An 18182-nucleotide genomic window follows, 5' to 3' on the forward strand; every position below is an offset into this window, starting at 1 on the left:
GATGGTGACTGTGGAAGCATCGACTGCCTTGACCCCCGTAACATGCACGCTGCCGCTGCCGTCGAAATCAGGAAGGCAGGTCCATTTCGTTTCGGGCTTGAGATAGCGGTTCCAGTTCCACACGACGTCATCGGCGGTCAATGTCTTGCCGTTGTGAAATTTGACGTCATCACGCAGTTTGAAGCTGTAGGTCAGCCCATCCGCCGAGACTTCGAAGCTCTTTGCCAGCAGCGGCTTGACCTCGCCGTTATTGGCATAGCCGACGAGCCCTTCGACGATGTGCAGGATGACGCCATCGGTATTGCCGTCGCGATTGACGCCTGGATTGGCGCTGCGCAGATCGGAACTTTGAGCCACGACGATGTCGCGGGCGTCGACCACGCCGGTCATCGCCATCAACATGGTCCCTGCAAGAAGAAGCTTATGCATTGTTCTACCCTCTTTTATGGATTGTTAGGATCGGAGTTCATCCCAGCAGGCGCGTGAAAGCCTGCCGATGGTTTCAAGCGCGACCGTGTAGCCAGGGGTGCCGTCCGGCATGTCCTGCGGCACGTCGTCGGTATAGGCGGCGATGATGTAGAAGGGGGACCCGTCGCGATAGACGATACCGGCATTCATGCGGCCGCGCTTTCCAGTGCCGCCCTTGTGGGCGACGAGCACGCCGAATGGCAGCCGGGAGGGAATGGCATAACGCAGGATCTGGTTCTTCAGGGTTTGAAGCGCGTAAGCGCACAGCGCCTGCGAGCAGCCGAGCCGGTCCGCGGCTTCCCGCGAATCCTGGGCATCCAGGATAGTCTGCAGCAGATAGACCTGATCCCGCGCCGTCGTCGTGGTGACGGCTTTCAAAGAATGATCGGGCGACAGTGCCAAGGGAGGGATGAGGAAGCGATGGTTGGTGCCTGACATGCCGATCGACTTGCAATAACCGTCGACCTCTTCGAGCGTCAGCCTTTCGAAGACCATCTTGGTGCAGACATTGTCGCTCAGCACCATCATACCGGTGATGGCATCGCGCAGCGATATGACGATACCGGGCGTCAGATAGCGGAACATCCCGCTCGCCACTTCCTCGGCGAAACGCTTTTCGTAGGTAATCCGTTCGTCCAGATCCAGGCGGCCTTCATGCGCGGCCTTCAGGGCTGCCATCATGATCGAAGTCTTTCGGGTGCTGGCGGAGGGGGTTTCCTCGTCCGCGCCTCTGCCGATCGTTTCACCGCTRCCAAGCGCACGCACCATGAAGCGTGTCACGAACGGCTGGGCATCGCAGATCGCGTTCAATCGCTCCGCGAGCTTTCCGGATTCAATCATCGTCGTCATGTCAGTTCTCCAGGCGCCATTTGAGGATCACGCCGCCCTGAGCATTGTGGTCCAGAGCGGGGATGGCCGAGAGAAGCCGTTGCGTATAGGCCTCCTTCGGGCTGTCGAAAACCGTATCGCGGTCGCCCTCCTCGATGATCCGGCCGTCCTGCATGACGACGACGCGATCGGCCACCTGTTCGACCACGCCGAGATCGTGGCTGATGAACAGGCAGGAAAAGCCGTAGCGTTTTTGCAGATCGGACAGGAGTTCGAGGACCTGCGCCCGGACCGTCACGTCGAGGGCCGATACCGGCTCGTCGGCGATCAGAAATTTCGGCCGGCGCGCAATGGCGCGGGCAATCGCCACGCGCTGCCGCTGGCCGCCCGAAAGCTCATGCGGGTAGCGCTCGGCATAGTCGGCCCCAAGGCCGACTTCCTCCAGCGTCTCCAGGGCGCGCTTGCGCTTTGCCGCAGCGTCGAGATCGGGAACGAGCCGCAGCGCTTCTCCCACAAGCGCGACGATGGTCATGCGCGGATCGAGCGAGGAATAAGGATCCTGAAAAACCATCTGGCAATTCAGCCGATAGTCCATCCAGTCGTCGTCGCGGCTGCGTCCCTTGAACCGGATATCGCCTTCGCTCTCCCGGACCAGTCCGGCAATGGTGCGGCCGAGCGTGGTCTTGCCGGAACCCGAACCGCCGACCAGGGCCACGACTTCGCCCTCGTGGATATCGATGCTGACGCCATGCAGCGCCCGTTTCGGCGTTGCCTTCTTCATCAGCGACCGCCGGCCTGCATAGTCGACGACGATATCCCGCGCCGAGACCATCGGCGCCTTGGTCTTGTCGATCGTCCGCGTCTCTCCGCGGAACGGCAGGGAGGAAAGCAGTTTCTTGGTATAGGCACGCTGCGGTGCGTCGAGCAGATCGGCGGTGCGTCCTTCTTCGACGATCACCCCCTTTTCCATGACGACGATGCGGTTCGTGTAACGGGCAACCATCGGCAGGTCGTGACTGATCAGCAGCACGGCGGTGCCTTCCGCCTGTGTCAGTTCCACCATCAATTCCATGACGTCGCGCTGGATCACGGCATCGAGCGCGGTCGTCGGCTCGTCGGCGATCAAGAGCGCCGGTTTCAACAGCATGACGGATGCCAGCATGATGCGCTGGCGCATGCCGCCCGAGAATTCATGCGGATAGGAAGTGAGCGCTCCGGCGGGATCGCGGATCCCGACCCTGTTCAGCATGTCGAGGATCCGGCTGCGCCGCTCTTCCCGCGAAAGTTTCGTGTGCAGTTGCAACCCTTCTTCGAGCTGGCGGCCGACGGTCATCGAGGGATTGAGCGAGGTCATCGGCTCCTGGAAGACGACACCGATTTCTGCACCGCGCAATTGGCGCAATTGCGCAGCGTTCATCGCAAGCACGTCGCGTCCCTTGTAGGCAACGGCGCCGCCGATCACCTTGATCGGCGCCGGCAGCAGCGAGATCAGGGCGCGTGTTGCCAGCGTCTTGCCCGATCCGCTTTCCCCGACGATGCCGAAGATCTCGCCTGGCGCGATGTCGAAGCTGACGTTCTTGACGACCTGCACACCGGTCCCAGTGACCTGAAGCGACAGGTTGCGGACATTCAAAAGCGTTTCATTGGTCATTTCAGCCCCCTCATCCGCGGATCAAGCTTGTCCCGAAGTGCGTCGCCCAGAAGATTGATGCCGAGGAGCGTCAGGGCGATCGCCAGGCCCGGGAACAGACCCAGCCAGACAGCCTGTTCGATGAATGGTCGGCCGGCGGCCAGCATGTTGCCCCAGGTCGGCGCCGGTGGCGGGACGCCGAGACCGAGAAAGCTGAGCGCGCTTTCTGAAAGGATCGCCCAGCCGAACATCGAGGTCGCAAGCACGGTGATCGGGGCGATGCAATTGGGGAGGATATGGCGGAACATGGTGTAGAGCTCGCCATTGCCCATCACCTTGGAGGCCTCGATGAACTCCCGCTCGCGCAGCGACAGGACGGCACCCCGGACAACGCGGGCCATCGAGGGCGAATAGGCAATGCCCAGCGCGAAGATGATGCCATATTGGTTGGCGCCGAAGACGGCGAGCAATCCAAGCGCCAGAAGTATGCCCGGGAAGGCGAGAAGCGCATTGTTGACGGCCATGATGACGGCGTCGATCCAACCACGGGCGTAACCGCTGACGAGACCGATCAGCGTGCCGCAGACCGTTGCGAATGTGACCGTCAAGGTGCCGATCCAGACGCTCGCCCGGGCGCCGACGATCAGGCGGCTGAGCACGTCGCGGCCGAATTCGTCGGTTCCGAGCCAGTGGGCGCTGCTTGGCGCCGCCAGCCGTGCCGTGAAGCCGAGCTTCATCGGATCGTAGGGGGTCCAGAAAAGGCCGATCGCAGCGGAGATCAGCAATGCGGCAATCAGAATGCTGCCGATGAAGCCGTTGAACGTGACGTTTTTCATTCGGCGACTACCCGCGGATCGAACAAGGGATAGAGCAGGTCGACGACCAAATTGACCAGCACATAGGAAAGCGAGACGAACAGCAGGCAACCCTGGATAACGGGGTAATCGCGAGCAAAAATGCTGTCGACCATCAGTCGCCCGAGCCCCGGAATGGTGAAGACCGTCTCGATGACGGCAATGCCGCCGAGCAGATTACCGAGGATCAGACCGATGACTGTCCAGGTCGGACCGAAGGCATTCTTGAAGGCGTGCCGCCAAAGGACGGCGCTTTCGGAAAGCCCCTTGGCCCGGGCGTGGGTGATATAGTCGAGACGCAGCACTTCCAGCGTCGAGGCGCGTGCCATACGGATCAACACACCCATCTCGTGAATGACCAGGGTCATGATCGGCAGCACGAGGTAGAGCAGGCCGCCGGTGACGTTGCTGCCGATCGAGACATAGCCGAGGACCGGTAGCCAACCGAGTTTCAAGCCGAAGAAAAGCAGAAGCAGAAGTCCGAGCCAGAATGTCGGGATCGACAGCAGGATCGTGGCCGTGCCGACCAGCGCCAGGTCCGTCAGACTGTTTTGTCGCCAGGCGGCGATGACGCCCGCCGGCACGGCAATGAGGCTCGCCAGAAGAACGGCGACGACGACGATTTCGGCGCTGACCAGAAAGCGTGATGCGACGAGCGGCAGAACTGCCTCGTTATTGACGATCGAACGGCCGAAGTCACCCTGCACGACGTTGGCGGTCCAGATCAGGAACTGTTCCGGCAGCGATTTGTCGAGGCCGAGTTCCGAGCGCATCGCCGCGATCTGAGCCGGCTCAGCCATATCACCCAGCATGAGTGCCGCCGGATCGCCGGGTATGAAGCGGATCAGCGTGAAGACAGTCACCGAAACGAGGACGATCGTCGGCAATGCCATCAACAGGCGGTTCAGGACGAATTTCAGCATTTTTGTTCCCCGCGATGGCCGACGGGCAGTGCCCGGCGCCATCGGTTTCGTTGCCGCAGACTATGATCGAATGAAGAAATATCCGCAATATTATGCGATTCCGTCATAAGTCTATGCGGAATACGACCGCAACCCAAGCGGCAGATTTCAAGTAAGAATTCAGGATAAATATATGATACTAAATGTCTTTCTGCGAAATCTTGATCTGCCGCTTCAAGGCATCGCTCAGAGCGTGGGCGGCAATCGAGAGTGGCGTCCCGACCGCCCTTGCCAATCCGAATTCCTGGGTCGCGCGTGGCACGAAAGGACGGTGAACCACCGGCAGGTGGCGATAGAGATTCGCATAAAAGCTGCTGATGATCGTGACCCCAAGGCCATGCGCGACGTAGGAACAGGCGGAACTGTTGGTATGCGTCTCGATCTTGACGATCTGCTTGACGCCGGCCCGCCGGAAGGTCTGGTCGAGGGCCATGCGGTTTGGCCGCTGGCGACCAATCAGAATGAGAGGCACGTCGCGCAAATTCCTGACCGTGATTTCCTCCAGCTTCGCGAGAGGATGATCCTTCGGCACGACGCAGACACTTTCGCCGGTCGCGACGCGCTCGACCTCGATGCCCGGTCCGCTCTCGCCCTCCATGCGCAGAAAGCCGAAATCGATCACCCTCTGCTCGACGAGCTTGTTGATCGCGGTCGTCGTCTCGAAGAAGGTTTCGATCCGCACACCGGGGAAATCACTGATGTAATCGGCCAGCATTGCCGGCGCGAAATGCTCCCACATGCTGCTCGGCAGGCCGATGCGGACGATCTCCGGACCGGCGGCGCCGCTTCTTAAGTCCTCCGCGTGGCCCGACATCCGATCGACCGCGAGCAAGATGTTCTCGGCATCGCGGGCAAGAAGCAGGGCCTCGGGGGTGGGGACGAGACGGCCTTTGTCGCGGACGAAAAGCGACATCGAAAGGTCCGCTTCGAGCTGCTGCAGGAGGCGGCTGACGCCGGATTGACTGAGCCCCATCGTCTTTGCCGTGGCAATCGTCGACCCCGTCGCCAGAAGCGTGCGCAGGACTTCCAGTTGCTTGATATTCATGCGTTTTCGATCCCCCGGGACAGTTCAAGCACTGTCATCATGCCCAGTCCGAAATGCTTTGAAGGAAGAGGCCGGCTGCCTTGGGCATCGGAAACTTCTCTCCGCTGATCAGCGCGTAGGCAACCGGCAGTTCCGGTTCGAGCGGAATGAACTGCAGCGGCAGCGTCACAAATTCGCGGGCGATGATCTCGCCGACCAGCGCAATGCCAAGCCCCTGCGCGGCCAGCGCGCAGGCACTCGCCACCGAATGCGCCTCGAGCAGGGGGCGTTGGCGGATGCCGGCCTTGTAGAACAACGCCTCAAGCTCGTGGCGAACCGGTCGCTCCCTGTTCAGCATGATCAGATCCTGCCCCGTCAGCTCGGCGACTGACAATAGGCGGCTGCCGGCCTTGGGATGATCCTTGTGCAGGGCGCAAATGACCCGCGACGACAGGATCTTCTCCTGTTTCAATCCCGGGCTCATCAGCGGCAGACGCGCGAAGCCGAGATCGGCCTCGCCGTCGGCCACCATCCGTTCAATTGCGAGATAACTGCCGGATGCGACTTCGACGCGCATCGGGCCATTCACGGCGAGAAAGCTCTTCACCAGCTTCGGAATGCGCGTCGTGGAAAGGCTGGTGGGAAAGGCGAGCCGCAGCATGATCTCGCGCGATCGACCGGTCTCGAGCTCCATCGCCGCCGTTTTCAAGGCGCGTAGCCGATCGGAAATGGCACGGATTTCCGGGCCGAGCTGCAGCCCCTCGCGGGTCGGTTGAAGCCGGTTCTTTTCCCGGTCGAAAAGCCGGACGCCGAGATAGTCTTCCAGTTGCAGCAACAAGCGACTGGCGTTCGATTGCGAGATCCCAAGCTCGACGGAAGCGGCGATCGTTGAGCCCGTCGCGGCGATGGCGTCATAGGCCTCGATATGCTTCAGGCTGATCGCCGCACTCGTGTCTCGCGCCATTCTATCTCCAATGTCGATAGCCCTACCCGCAAACCGCATAAGATTGCGGACCAGCGGAAAGTTGAACATTTTCCGCTGAGAACCAAACTCACGGAAAGACTTTCGTCAATGGCCACCATTCTCCGGAAGATCGCGGAACAGGTCCTGTCGCGAACGGCGTTCTCAGACCTCGCCATGGACCGGGCAAGAGATGCAGCGGTTGACACCATCGGCTGTATGATTGCAGGCAGGGGCGATGAAAGCGTTGCCGCGCTCACCCGCGCTTTCGATGGGGAAATCGTCGGAGGTGGCGAAGCGCGGCTCGTCACCGGCGGCTCCGTCTCACCCTCGCTCGCCGCACTCATCAATGCAACGGCGGCTCATGCGCTCGATTTCGATGACAATTTCCATCCGGCGAGGGCGCATGCTTCCGCGGTGCTGGTGCCGGCGCTGCTGGCGGTTCTGACGCGCGGCAAGGCCACAAGCGGAAGGCGGTTTCTCGAAGCCTATCTGGCAGGGCTGGAAGCGCAAGCGGCGGTCGGCTTCGGCGTCAATCCCTCTCACTACAACAGGGGCTGGCACGCGACGGCGACGGTCGGCAGCATTGGGGCTGCGGCTGGCGTGGCACGGCTTCTCGGTGCCGACGAAGAAAGCCTGGTCGCGGCCATGAGCCTCGCGACGAGCTTCGCCTGTGGCCCGAAAGGGCAATTCGGCACGACCGCCAAACCACTTCACGCCGGCATTGCCGCGCGCAATGCCGTGGATGCGGCGCGCATGGCGCTTGCGGGCATGAGCGGGCGGCCGGATATCCTCGAGCGACCGCAAGGCTTCCTCGACCTTTTCGGCGGCGATGATGCCAAGGGCTGGGAAGGCCTGACGTTCGACGAGGAGCATATCATCGAAAGCCGGGGCGTGGTGACCAAGCGCCATCCTTGCTGCGCCTCCACCCATCGCGCGATCGACGCGCTTCTGGATCTGAAGCAGGAGCATGGGCTTTTGGTGGGCGACATTGCCAGGATCGAGACGAAAGTCRGCATATCCGCTGCCCGCAACCTCGCTTATCCCGACCCCGCCGACGAGATGCAGGCCCGCTTCTCGATGCAATATTGCCTGGCGACAGCTTTCCTCAAAGGCGCCCTTAGCCTTTCGGACTTTACACGGCAGGAGATCGGACGGCCGGAAATCCGGGAATTCATGCCGCGCATCGAAATGCGGTCCTATTCGGCTGATGAGGAAAAAGGCGTGGAGCGCCTCCCGCATGTCGTCACGGTCACGATGCGCGACGGGCGTGTTTTGAACAAGTCCCGCTTGCATGCGAAAGGATCGCTCGAAGCGCCGATGAGCGTGCATGAACGCGAAGTCAAATTGATGGACTGCTTGCGCTGGGGAAATCGGAATGTGTCCGGCGCCTCTTTCCTGCAGCTTCGCAGGCTTGCCGATTTGGAAAACCTGTCCGGCGACGATCGCTTCTGGAACCTGATCACAGGCCGTCAGTCGCCGTGACAAGCCGCGGGACGGATAGGCGGYGGGGGGAAGCCTCCCCGCCGCAGCATCGTTCAAGCTACGGCCTTCTCAGGCGAGGTATTTCGTAAACCAGTCGACCGTTCGCTGCCAGGCGAGCTTGGCAGCCGCCTCGTCATAGCGCGGCGTGGAATCATTGTGGAAGCCGTGATTGACGTCAGGATAGATGTAAGCCTCGAATGTTTTTCCTGATGACTTCAGCGCAGCTTCATAGGCCGGCCAGCCTTCGTTGATGCCCTTGTCCAGCCCGGCATAATGGAGAAGCAACGGCGCCTTGATCTTCGGCACGTCTTCGGCGSGCGGCTGTCGGCCGTAAAAGGGCACGGCGGCGGCAAGTTCCGGATAGGCAACCGCCGCAGCGTTGGCAACGCCGCCGCCATAGCAGAAGCCGGTGATGCCGACCTTGCCGGTGGTGAGATCGCTGTGCATCAAAAATTCGACCGCCGCGAAGAAGTCGTTCATCAGTTTTTCCGGGTCGACCTTCTGCTGGAGCTCCCGCCCCTTTTCGTCATTGCCGGGGTAGCCTCCGACCGACGTGAGGCCATCCGGCGCAAGTGCTACGAAACCCGCCTTTGCCACGCGCCGCGCTACATCCTCGATATAGGGGTTCAGGCCCCTGTTCTCGTGAACGACCACCACGGCCGCGACTTTGCCGGTCGCGTTTTTGGGGCGGACGAGATAGGCGCGGACATCTCCATTTCCCTTTGGCGAGGGATAGGTGATGTATTCGGCTGATATATCGGGATCGGTGAATTCGACCTGGGTCGCCAGCGCATAGTCAGGGCTCAGCGATGCAAGAATGGCGGCTGCGGTGACGCCGCCGACGGCGAATTTRCCAGCGCGGTCGAGAAACTCGCGCTTGGTAATTCTGCCGTGCGCGTAATAATCGTAGAGTTCGAGAAGTTCCTGAGGGAAATCCTTGGCTGTCATTCGGGTCATGATGGCTCCTCCTTGCCTCCGGTTCTCGCACCATCCTACACAGGTAAGCTCGCGACTCTTTTCAACATTTCGCGAGTTCCGCGTGAGCTTGCCGGGGCGATCGATGGCTGCGCCAACAGTCGCTGAATTCGCCGCCCCGGCTTCAAGAGAAGCGGACTATTCCCTTTGGCAATCGGCGTCCGGCCGGTCGCAGCCAGCAATCGACCGCCGGCTACCGATCTATGAAAATTAATTTCATACTCGTGCTTTGAGGCCCGTTTTCTATTGACGCCTCCCGATTTTTGTCCCAACTTAAAGAAAATAAATTACTAAATGGGAACTTGATCGGCATGAAAGTGGGAATCATCGGGCTAGGATTCCGGCTCGGCTATCTCGGCTATGTTTTCAAGGCAATTGATAGCAGCTTCGACATCGTAGGCTATGTGGATCCGGAACCTGCCGGACTTCCCGGATTGACGGAAAAGGGAATTTCAGTCGGCAAGGCCTATGGCTCGCCGGAGGAACTCCTCGCTTCCGAAAAGCTCGATCTGCTGATGATCGGCTCTCCCAATCACCTGCATCTCGATCATATCAGGCTCGGACTTCAAGCCGGCCTCAAGGTCTTCTGCGAAAAGCCGATCGTCACGACCATCACCGAAAGCATCGAGCTTGCCCATCTGATGGCAAAATTCGGCCACGAGCGGCTGATGGTCGGTCTCGTCCTGCGCTATTCTCCTCTTTACAAGGATCTGCGCGCCATCCAGGCCGAGGGCAAGCTTGGCCAGATCGTGTCGATCGAGGCCTCCGAACATATCGAGCCTTATCATGGCGCCTTCTTCATGCGCGACTGGCGCCGCTATGAGCGCTATTCCGGCAGCTTCATGCTGGAGAAATGCTGCCACGACCTCGATCTTTACAATGGTGTCGTCGGTGCACGGCCGGAGCGCGTTGCAAGTTTCGGCGGCCGCAAGAGTTTCATTCCGGACAACGACCCGGCGCGCGAGGGTATCAACGACCTCGAGCTTTTCCACCGCAAGCCGAGCGGATGGATGGGATCGGACAAGGTCTTCGACAGCGACGCCGATATCATCGACTATCAGGTCGCAATCGTCGAATATGCCAATGGCGTCGGCATGAATTTCCACACCAATCTGAACGTGCCCGACCAGTTCCGCCGTTTCGCCATCATGGGCTCGCGCGGCATGGCCGAAGGCGATTTCGTTCGCGGTTATCTCGACGTGCACGAACAGCTGACCGGCAACAAGGTGGTCGAAAACAAATATGCCGCCACGGAGCTGTCCCAGCATTACGGCGCCGATGAACAGATGGCGAGCGACCTGCTTGAAAGCGTGCGCACCGGGCTCGAGCTTCCTGTTTCGACGCTGAATGCGCTCGAAGCCGGCATCCTCGCCTTGGCGATGGACGAAGCGAGGATGAAGAAAATGGTCGTCGATCTCAGACCCGTCTGGGACCGCTTCGACGAAGCCCTTCACGCAAGAGCGGCTTGAGGAGGGCGGCAAGATGAGTGTTCAAAGAAGCACGGTCATCTTCGCCTGGATCCTTCTTCTTCCGGCTGTCCTTTATGTTCTGGCGATCGTCGCCTACCCGCTGGTCGATACGTTCATTCTCTCCTTCACCGATGCCTCCCTCAAGAAGACCACCAATTGGGTCGGCTGGATCAATTACGAGAAGATCTTCGATGCGCGGTTTGCGGAGGTCATCATCCGCACCTTCATCTGGACGTTCTTCTCGGTCGCCTTGAAAATGGTGATCGGCACCTTCGGTGCGACCATGCTGAACGCCGCGGTGCCCGGCCGCTCATTGTTCCGGCTTTTGACCATGCCGCCATGGATCGTGCCGATGGCGATCGGCATCTTCATGTGGGGCTGGATGTATAATGGCCAGTTCGGGATGATATCGGGCATGTTGCAGCGCTTCGGTCTCGTCGACGGCCCGGTCGCCTTCCTCGCCTATGGGAGCACGGCCTTCTGGGCCACGATCATCACCGATGTGTGGATCGGCGTGCCGCTGGTGACGATCTACTTCCTGGCGGCAATCCAATCGATTCCGAAGGATCTCTACGAGGCCGCCTGGACCGACGGCGCCGGTCGTTGGTATCGCTTCCGCCGCATCACGCTGCCGCTGATGGTTCCGGCGATCATCACCATGTCGATGCTCTCGCTGATCGCCACCTTCAACTCCTTCGACATCATCTGGATTCTGACGCAGGGCGGACCGAGCGGCGAGACGACGACGATGATCATCGATACCTATCAGACCGCGATCGGCTCGAAGAAATACGGTGAAGGTGCAGCGCGGGCCGTTTTGATCTGCATCTTCCTGTCGCTCTTCTGCTTCGCCTACTTCCGCGTTACCCGCCGCCTCAATCCGGAGAAGCGCGCATGAGCAGTGCAGCCATGATCGACCGTTATCGCTGGTGGGAAATCATTCTGATTTATTGCGGCATCGCGCTGTTTCTTTTCTTCGTGCTGTCGCCCTTCGTTGAAGGTTTCCTGGTTTCACTGAAGCCGCTCAGCCAGCTCTTCTCCTCGCCCTACCGCTTCTGGCCGGAGAACGGCTCGTTCGAAGCCTATCGGACGATGTGGATCAGCGTGCCGGGTTTCGGGCGCTATATCTTCAATTCTTTCTTCATCTCGATCATCGTCACGCTGATCGTGCTTTGCCTCGTCATTCCGGCGGCCTATGCCTTCGCGAAATTCGAATTCAAGGGCATGGGGATCCTGCTCGGCGCATTCCTGACCGTGAACATGTTCTCCGGCGCCGTGCTGTTGATCCCGCTCTTCCGGCTGATGCGCAGCATGGGTGTGCTCAACACCTATCTCGCGATGATCGTGCCGGGCGTCGCCTTCCTGATCCCTTCGGCGATCTGGCTGCTGCGCACCTACATGATCCGTATTCCGCAGGAACTGAACGAAGCCGCCTATATGGATGGCGCCAGCCATTTCTACACGCTTCGCCGTGTCATCCTGCCCATCGCGATGCCGGGGATTATCGTCGTCGCCATAACCACCTTCATCGGCGCTTACGCCCAGCAATTCATCTTCGCGCTGACGTTCAACTCGAAGACCGAATACATGCCCTTGCCGGTGGGGCTCTTTGCTTACTTCGGCAAGCAGGAGGTCATCTGGAACGAACTGATGGCGGCCTCCTTCGTCGGTATCGCGCCGGCGATGGTCGTCATCTTCTTCCTTCAGCGCTACCTTGTCGGCGGGCTGACCGCCGGTGCGGTGAAACAATAAGACCAAAAAACGAGTGAACAGCTAACACAAGAATGGGAGTCACGACGTGAGCATTACCATCAAGACAGGCCTTATGGGGCTCGCTTTGCTCGGTTCGACGGCACTGACCACAGTCACTGTCCAGGCGGCCGACAAGGAAATCAGCTGGATCTATTGCGGCGACACGATCGACCCGGTCCACACCAAATACATCAAGCAGTGGGAAGAAAAGAACACAGGCTGGAAGATCGCCCCCGAGGTCGTCGGATGGGCGCAGTGCCAGGACAAGGCAACGACGCTTGCCGCTGCCGGCACGCCGGTGGCGATGGCCTATGTCGGTTCGCGCACGCTGAAGGAGTTCGCGCAGAACGACCTCATCGTTCCGGTGCCGATGACGGACGACGAGAAGAAGACCTACTATCCGCACATCGTCGACACGGTCACCTTTGAGGGCTCGCAGTGGGGCGTTCCGATCGCCTTCTCTACCAAGGCGCTCTATTGGAACAAGGACCTCTTCAAGCAGGCCGGTCTCGATCCCGAGACGCCGCCGAAGACCTGGGCCGAAGAAATCGAGATGGCAAAGACCATCAAGGAAAAGACCGGTATTCCGGGCTTCGGTCTCTCCGCCAAGACCTTCGACAACACGATGCACCAGTTCATGCATTGGGTTTACACCAACAACGGTGCGGTGATCGATGCCGACGGCAAGGTCACGCTGGACAGCCCTGAGATTCTTGCTGCGCTGAAGGCCTACAAGGATATCGTTCCCTACTCCGAAGAAGGCCCGACGGCCTATGAGCAGAACGAAGTCCGCGCCATCTTCCTCGACGGCAAGGTCGCGATGATCCAGGCAGGCTCGGGTGCGGCCGACCGCCTGAAGAAAACGAAGATCAGCTGGGGCATCACGACGCTGCCGCTCGGTCCCGACGCCAAAGGCCCCGGCACGCTGCTGATCACCGACAGCCTGGCGATCTTTAAGGGTTCAGGGGTCGAGGACAAGGCGACGGAATTTGCCAAGTTCATCACCTCGCCCGATGTGCAGTCCGAATACGAACTGCAGGGCGGCGCCGGCCTCACTCCCCTGCGTCCGTCGGCAAAGGTCGACGAGTTCGTCGCCAAGGATCCTTACTGGAAGCCCTTGATCGACGGCATCAGCTATGGTGGTCCCGAGCCGCTCTTCACCGACTATAAGGGCTTCCAGAACTCGATGATCGAGATGATCCAGTCCGTGGTGACGGGTAAGGCCGAGCCTGAAGCGGCGCTCAAGAAGGCTGCTGGCGAAGTCGAGGCGTTCAAGTAAGCTTTTGGGCACCTTGGGATCGCGGACGGCAACAGCCCGCGATCCCTCCCCTACAGCGCCGCGCGTCTTTTCGATAGCCGCAAGGGAACGCTGTAACACTTTGAATTGCTGCATAATTTCATCTCTAAATCGAATCCGATTTAAGGAATATGCAGGAACGATGATCGAATGTGCGACGAAGGCCGCCGGTGGAGACAGATTTTTGGGACAGCTCTTTCTCAACAAAGTTCAGAAGTTCTATGGCGACTACGAAGTTCTGAAGGGCGTGCAGCTCGATGTGAGGAACGGCGAGTTCGTCGTCTTCGTCGGCCCGTCAGGCTGCGGCAAGTCCACCCTGCTGCGCATGATCGCCGGTCTCGACGCGACGAGCGCGGGCGACATCGTCATCGATGGTATCAGGGTCAATGACCTGCCGCCGGTCAAGCGCGGCATCGCCATGGTGTTCCAGTCCTACGCGCTCTACCCGCACATGACAGTCTTCGAGAACATCGCCTTTCCGCTTCGCGTCGAAAAGATGGAAGAGGAAAAGCTCAAGGCCAAGGTGGAAAATGCAGCGCGCATCCTTCACCTCGAACAACGGCTGCAGCAGAAACCCGGCATGCTGTCCGGTGGCCAGCGCCAACGCGTGGCGATCGGCCGCGCCATCGTGCGCGAACCGAAGATATTCCTGTTCGACGAGCCGCTCTCCAACCTCGACGCAGCACTGCGCGCCGACATGCGCATCGAGCTTGCCAAGCTGCACAGGCAGTTGAAGGCGACGATGATCTATGTGACGCACGACCAGGTCGAGGCGATGACCATGGCCGACCGTATCGTCGTGCTGGATTCCGGCGATATCTCCCAGACGGGGGCGCCGCTGGAGCTTTATCACAAGCCCGCAAACCAGTTTGTCGCCGGCTTCATAGGCAATCCAAAAATGAATTTTCTGCCCGTAACCTGCAAAAGCGTCAGCGCCAATGGCGTCGAGGTGGAGTATCAGGGCCAGACAGCCCTGTTGCCGGTGACGCCGCGCGATGGCATGACCGGCAAGGCTTTGACGCTCGGCATCCGGCCGGAGCATATCCAGCTCGGCGGCGGCGATATCGTCTTTACCGTGACGCCGACGGTCATCGAGCGCCTCGGGGCCAATACGGTCGCTTACGCCTCGCTCAACGGAGAGGCCGAGAATTTCTGCGCCATGCTGCCCGGCAGCGTCGGCATCCGCGCGGACGCGCCGGTTGCGACCGGCATCAATGCCGTCGATTGCCACCTGTTCGACGAGGCGGGCGTAGCCTTCGAGCGGCGCGTGGAGCTCACCGAAATCGATATGAACGTGATCAATCCGACGGCGGCTTGAACGGACTGGTTCTGTGTCGGCGGTTCGTCCTGCAGGGTCGAGTCTAGGGGCTATCGGACGCTAGGCAATTACGGCTGCCGGCCGGCACATATTACCCAGCCGGGTAACTTGACGAACCCTTAGGTGCAGACGTTCGCCGGGGCGAGCTTCCCGACCCGCGCTACTCGCCTATGCTGGAAAGCAATTCGTCGAGCTGCTCCAACTGCTCCGGCAATGCGGCCGCCGAGCCCTGTAGTGCTTCCTCAAGCGCCTCCTTGGACGGATAGACCTCGTGGAACTTCAATAGTGTCCTTCCGCCTTGGTCCTCGAAGGTCACGGTCGTGATCGCGCCCTCTTCGCCCTCGTCGTTGGTCCAGACGATGCGCTCGTTCGGCACCACCTCGAGATACTTGCCATAGAAGGCCATGGTGTCCGAACCGCCGGAGCCGAATTCCAGCCGATATTTGCCGCCGGTACGGACGTCCATATCGCACGATACGAGCGAAACGCCGGATACCGATTTTGGCACCCACCAGCGTTGGAACAGCTCGGGCTGGCTCCACGCCCTGTAAACCGTGCTCGGCGGCGCATTGAATGTCCGCGTTACGACGAGTTCGCGATCCCCTCGGCGCTCGACTGACGTGCGGTTTTGCGCACCACCTGCACTGTCAACTTGCTGATTCATCACTTCCCTCCCGTTTCATTTCGCTGATGATTTCATCCAATGCTTCGAAGCGGGCCTCGAAGAGCTTGCGATGCGCCTCGATCCACTCGGCCTCCGCCTTGAGGCCGCGGTTCCCGAGCTTGCAGGTTCTCACCCGTCCGACCTTCTGCGTGACGACGAGCCCCGCCCGCTCGAGAACCTGGATGTGCTTCTTCATGCCGGTCAGCGTCATCTGGAACTTATCCGCGAGACTGGTAATCGACGCGTCCCCTCGCCCAAGCTGATCGATGATCCCGCGGCGGGTCGCATCGGATAGCGCCGCAAACGAGAGATCGAGGGGAGGACTTAGATACTGAACCATCTAGTTCAGTATCTAACCTACTCGCGCAGGAAGCGCAAGCGTCCCGAACTTTCCATGCCGTGTACCGGTCATCCGAGGTTATGCATCGCGGCGGCAGCAGCAATAAATCGTCTGCTGCGGGTCAAAAAGCGGATCTTCGAGCCGCTGATGAACGAATATCAGCTTCCAGCGCCTGCTCTCCGAAAGCAGTCCGCCGGCTAACGACTCCAAAGCGGACACTCGCCGGTAGAGTCTATGTCCGCCATTGGCGCAACGAAGTCATCCGCCGCGCGCACGTGTTCTGATACTCGTTGCTGATACCGATACCTTCGGCGATCAGGGCCACTTCACCTTCAACCGGAACCGGCTCCTACCAGACGAGGCCGCGGGCGGCGACCTCTTCGACGCGGGTGACGATGCCGCCGCGATGGAAGACCATCGTATCGAACAGATTGGACACCACGCAGGTGTGGTTCGGGATGATGAAGAGCTTCTCGCCGATCTGTGGTCGGGGGCCGGCACAGTTCGAAAGGTCGATGACGCCATGCTCTTCCGAGAGGCTGCTGATCCGCGCTTGGGGATAACCGACGATCAGCCCGTAGTCGTTAAAACCCTGAAGATCCGATGTCAGCGCCTTCGATCCGGCGTCGATGACGGCGCGGTCGGCGTTTGGCCGCGACACGACGGTTGCCAGCACATGCATGGCGCAATCGTCCTCGGTGCAATGGCCCATGCGCACCATCTGGCGATCGTTGTAGATATAGGTGCCGGCGCGGTGTTCCGTGGCCGAGGTGACGAGATGCGCCTCGAAGAGGCTCGGCGTTCCGCCATTGCTGACGATCGGGCAGTCAATGCCTTCCAATGTCAGCTGTTGCAGCGTTTCGGCAATGAAGGCTTCCACGGCGGCCGCCGATTGCGGCTTCGGATAGGTCACGATGCCGCCGAACTCCAGACCGTCGGCCGCGGCAATCCGCTTGGCGAGCGAGGCCGCTTCTCCTGATGTCTGCACGCCGCAGCGGCCACCGCCCGTATCGCATTCGACCAGGACTGTAAGCGGCTTGTGGCCGGAGAAATGCGCTGCGAGCCCGTCGACCGTCACTTCGCTGTCGGCGACGACCTTGAGGGCGGAAATTCTGTCGTTCAACTTGGCCAGGCGTTCGAGTTTCTGTGGTCCCAGGATGTTGAAGGTGATGAGGATGTCCCCGAAGCCGGCTGCGGCAAAGACTTCGGCTTCCGTCACCTTCTGGCAATTGATGCCCTTGGCGCCGGCGGCAACCTGCGCGACGGCCAGGGCCGGGATCTTGTGGGTCTTGATATGCGGGCGAAAATTCAGCCCGTGCTGATCCATATAGGATTGAACGCGGCTTATGTTCGCAGCCAGCCTGTCTTCGTCGATAACGGGACGCGGCGTCGAGAGATCGGCGATCCGGTCTCCTGCCTTGGCGACGACGGCAAACCTGGCATCAGGCATCTAGGCGGCTCCGCGTTCTATTCCATGTGGATCGGCGACGATCGGCCATATGGTCTTCGGTGCCCGCTGGTACGGCGTCGTCGCCGGATTATTGGGATAGGGCGTTCCGGCAGAGCAGTAAAGGATTTCCGCCGCAATCTTCGAGAAGGAGGCGAAGAAGTGGTTGGTGGATTTGATCACCAGGATCTTCTGCCTGGCGGGATCGATGCCCATCACCGAAAACAGGCTCGGATCGAAGCTCTGGGCGCGGGTCGAATTGAGGATGATGTCGATGCCGTTGAGGACGATATGTGCGGCATCGCCGAAAGGTGCGAGGCTCTCGCCGAACTGCATCTCGGCATTGTTCACCAGCTTGACGACCTTCACGGTGCCATCGATGGGATTGCCGGTGCCGGGCGCCGACTTGGCGCCGAAGCGCAGCGGAATTTCTGCCCCCTCGCCCGCTGCAAAACAAATCTGGACGGCCACCGGATCCCAGATGGTGCCAATCGCAGCACTGGTGACGCCGCGGGCCATGAGCTCCCCGAGAATGACAGTCGCATCGCCTGCCGTGCCGCCGCCCGGATTATCCCAGACGTCGGTAATGACAACAGGCCATGCGGTGGCGGTCATCGCGCGTGAGACGGCTTCCTTCTCGTCGATCTGCGGGACCATGAAGGTGCCGCGCTTCGAAAACAGCTCCAGGCCGAGTTCGCGCGCCAAAGC

The 18182-nt window shown here is 60.3% G+C and carries 18 protein-coding genes; 6 read left to right on the forward strand and 12 right to left on the reverse strand.

The window, feature by feature from the left end:
* From AC1D1Z_RS25910 to AC1D1Z_RS25940, 7 genes are all read right to left on the reverse strand, one after another.
* Positions 1-429 (reverse strand): ABC transporter substrate-binding protein (locus AC1D1Z_RS25910; RefSeq protein ID WP_477851973.1); only part of this gene is annotated, 429 nt, incomplete at its 3' end.
* Positions 430-453: 24 nt separating this feature from the next.
* Complete coding sequence (locus AC1D1Z_RS25915; protein WP_477851975.1) at positions 454-1317, reverse strand: serine hydrolase; 864 nt, start codon at positions 1315-1317, stop codon at positions 454-456.
* A 1-nt stretch (position 1318) separates the two neighbouring features.
* Complete coding sequence (locus tag AC1D1Z_RS25920) at positions 1319-2947, reverse strand: ABC transporter ATP-binding protein (RefSeq protein WP_477851976.1); 1629 nt, start codon at positions 2945-2947, stop codon at positions 1319-1321.
* Positions 2944-3762: an ABC transporter permease gene (locus tag AC1D1Z_RS25925; RefSeq protein WP_017992060.1), complete on the reverse strand. Its 819-nt coding sequence runs from the start codon at positions 3760-3762 to the stop codon at positions 2944-2946. The genes AC1D1Z_RS25920 and AC1D1Z_RS25925 overlap by 4 nt, the downstream gene beginning before the upstream one ends.
* Entirely contained in the window at positions 3759-4703 is a 945-nt protein-coding gene (locus AC1D1Z_RS25930; RefSeq protein WP_018246614.1) for an ABC transporter permease, read from the reverse strand. Before AC1D1Z_RS25930 ends, AC1D1Z_RS25925 begins: the two co-directional genes overlap by 4 nt.
* 178 nt (positions 4704-4881) lie before the next feature.
* Positions 4882-5787 (reverse strand): LysR family transcriptional regulator, encoded by a 906-nt coding sequence (locus AC1D1Z_RS25935; protein WP_446944329.1) that lies wholly within the window; start codon positions 5785-5787, stop codon positions 4882-4884.
* A gap of 37 nt (positions 5788-5824) precedes the next feature.
* Positions 5825-6799, reverse strand: a complete 975-nt coding sequence (locus AC1D1Z_RS25940) for a LysR family transcriptional regulator (protein ID WP_477851981.1) — start codon at positions 6797-6799, stop codon at positions 5825-5827.
* Between the two features lie 39 nt (positions 6800-6838).
* On the opposite strand from AC1D1Z_RS25940, the gene AC1D1Z_RS25945 reads away from it, so the two are divergent.
* Positions 6839-8212 carry an MmgE/PrpD family protein gene (locus AC1D1Z_RS25945; protein WP_477851983.1) on the forward strand — a complete coding sequence of 458 codons (1374 nt, stop codon included), beginning with the start codon at positions 6839-6841 and terminating at the stop codon, positions 8210-8212.
* A 69-nt stretch (positions 8213-8281) separates the two neighbouring features.
* Here the strand turns inward: AC1D1Z_RS25945 and yghX are convergent, their stop codons facing one another.
* Positions 8282-9169: a YghX family hydrolase gene (gene yghX / locus AC1D1Z_RS25950; RefSeq protein WP_477851985.1), complete on the reverse strand. Its 888-nt coding sequence runs from the start codon at positions 9167-9169 to the stop codon at positions 8282-8284.
* A 329-nt stretch (positions 9170-9498) separates the two neighbouring features.
* Between yghX and AC1D1Z_RS25955 the strand changes: the two genes are divergently transcribed.
* The 5 genes from AC1D1Z_RS25955 (at position 9499) to AC1D1Z_RS25975 (ending at position 15023) form a co-directional block, all read left to right on the forward strand.
* Complete coding sequence (locus tag AC1D1Z_RS25955) at positions 9499-10656, forward strand: Gfo/Idh/MocA family protein (RefSeq protein ID WP_018448632.1); 1158 nt, start codon at positions 9499-9501, stop codon at positions 10654-10656.
* Positions 10657-10669: 13 nt separating this feature from the next.
* Entirely contained in the window at positions 10670-11554 is an 885-nt protein-coding gene (locus tag AC1D1Z_RS25960; RefSeq protein ID WP_018246087.1) for a carbohydrate ABC transporter permease, read from the forward strand.
* Positions 11551-12408, forward strand: a complete 858-nt coding sequence (locus AC1D1Z_RS25965) for a carbohydrate ABC transporter permease (RefSeq protein ID WP_018448634.1) — start codon at positions 11551-11553, stop codon at positions 12406-12408. Before AC1D1Z_RS25960 ends, AC1D1Z_RS25965 begins: the two co-directional genes overlap by 4 nt.
* A 73-nt stretch (positions 12409-12481) precedes the next feature.
* Positions 12482-13687: an ABC transporter substrate-binding protein gene (locus tag AC1D1Z_RS25970; protein ID WP_018246089.1), complete on the forward strand. Its 1206-nt coding sequence runs from the start codon at positions 12482-12484 to the stop codon at positions 13685-13687.
* A gap of 202 nt (positions 13688-13889) precedes the next feature.
* On the forward strand, positions 13890-15023 hold the full coding sequence (locus AC1D1Z_RS25975; RefSeq protein ID WP_026188731.1) for an ABC transporter ATP-binding protein: 1134 nt from the start codon (positions 13890-13892) through the stop codon (positions 15021-15023).
* Positions 15024-15183: 160 nt separating this feature from the next.
* On the opposite strand, the gene AC1D1Z_RS25980 is transcribed toward AC1D1Z_RS25975, so the two are convergent.
* The 4 genes from AC1D1Z_RS25980 to AC1D1Z_RS25995 all read right to left on the reverse strand — a co-directional run.
* Positions 15184-15687 carry an SRPBCC family protein gene (locus AC1D1Z_RS25980; RefSeq protein ID WP_477851988.1) on the reverse strand — a complete coding sequence of 168 codons (504 nt, stop codon included), beginning with the start codon at positions 15685-15687 and terminating at the stop codon, positions 15184-15186.
* Positions 15671-16027: an ArsR/SmtB family transcription factor gene (locus tag AC1D1Z_RS25985; protein WP_477851990.1), complete on the reverse strand. Its 357-nt coding sequence runs from the start codon at positions 16025-16027 to the stop codon at positions 15671-15673. The genes AC1D1Z_RS25980 and AC1D1Z_RS25985 overlap by 17 nt, the downstream gene beginning before the upstream one ends.
* Positions 16028-16376: 349 nt before the next feature.
* Entirely contained in the window at positions 16377-17477 is a 1101-nt protein-coding gene (locus tag AC1D1Z_RS25990; protein ID WP_477851992.1) for a D-TA family PLP-dependent enzyme, read from the reverse strand.
* Positions 17478-18182 (reverse strand): MlrC C-terminal domain-containing protein (locus AC1D1Z_RS25995; RefSeq protein ID WP_477851994.1); only part of this gene is annotated, 705 nt, incomplete at its 5' end.

This window comes from Rhizobium sp. P1_E1 (assembly GCF_056406015.1).

Bases quoted from the DNA above. Each gene is read 5' to 3' on its own strand.
- AC1D1Z_RS25925 (WP_017992060.1), bottom strand. From the start codon at position 3,762: ATGAAAAACGTCACGTTCAACGGCTTCATCGGCAGCATTCTGATTGCC.
- AC1D1Z_RS25955 (WP_018448632.1), top strand. From the start codon at position 9,499: ATGAAAGTGGGAATCATCGGGCTAGGATTCCGGCTCGGCTATCTCGGC.
- AC1D1Z_RS25940 (WP_477851981.1), bottom strand. From the start codon at position 6,799: ATGTTCAACTTTCCGCTGGTCCGCAATCTTATGCGGTTTGCGGGTAGG.
- AC1D1Z_RS25970 (WP_018246089.1), top strand. From the start codon at position 12,482: ATGGGGCTCGCTTTGCTCGGTTCGACGGCACTGACCACAGTCACTGTC.
- AC1D1Z_RS25990 (WP_477851992.1), bottom strand. From the start codon at position 17,477: ATGCCTGATGCCAGGTTTGCCGTCGTCGCCAAGGCAGGAGACCGGATC.
- AC1D1Z_RS25960 (WP_018246087.1), top strand. From the start codon at position 10,670: ATGAGTGTTCAAAGAAGCACGGTCATCTTCGCCTGGATCCTTCTTCTT.
- AC1D1Z_RS25980 (WP_477851988.1), bottom strand. From the start codon at position 15,687: ATGAATCAGCAAGTTGACAGTGCAGGTGGTGCGCAAAACCGCACGTCA.
- AC1D1Z_RS25930 (WP_018246614.1), bottom strand. From the start codon at position 4,703: ATGCTGAAATTCGTCCTGAACCGCCTGTTGATGGCATTGCCGACGATC.
- AC1D1Z_RS25935 (WP_446944329.1), bottom strand. From the start codon at position 5,787: ATGAATATCAAGCAACTGGAAGTCCTGCGCACGCTTCTGGCGACGGGG.
- AC1D1Z_RS25985 (WP_477851990.1), bottom strand. From the start codon at position 16,027: ATGGTTCAGTATCTAAGTCCTCCCCTCGATCTCTCGTTTGCGGCGCTA.
- AC1D1Z_RS25920 (WP_477851976.1), bottom strand. From the start codon at position 2,947: ATGACCAATGAAACGCTTTTGAATGTCCGCAACCTGTCGCTTCAGGTC.
- AC1D1Z_RS25965 (WP_018448634.1), top strand. From the start codon at position 11,551: ATGAGCAGTGCAGCCATGATCGACCGTTATCGCTGGTGGGAAATCATT.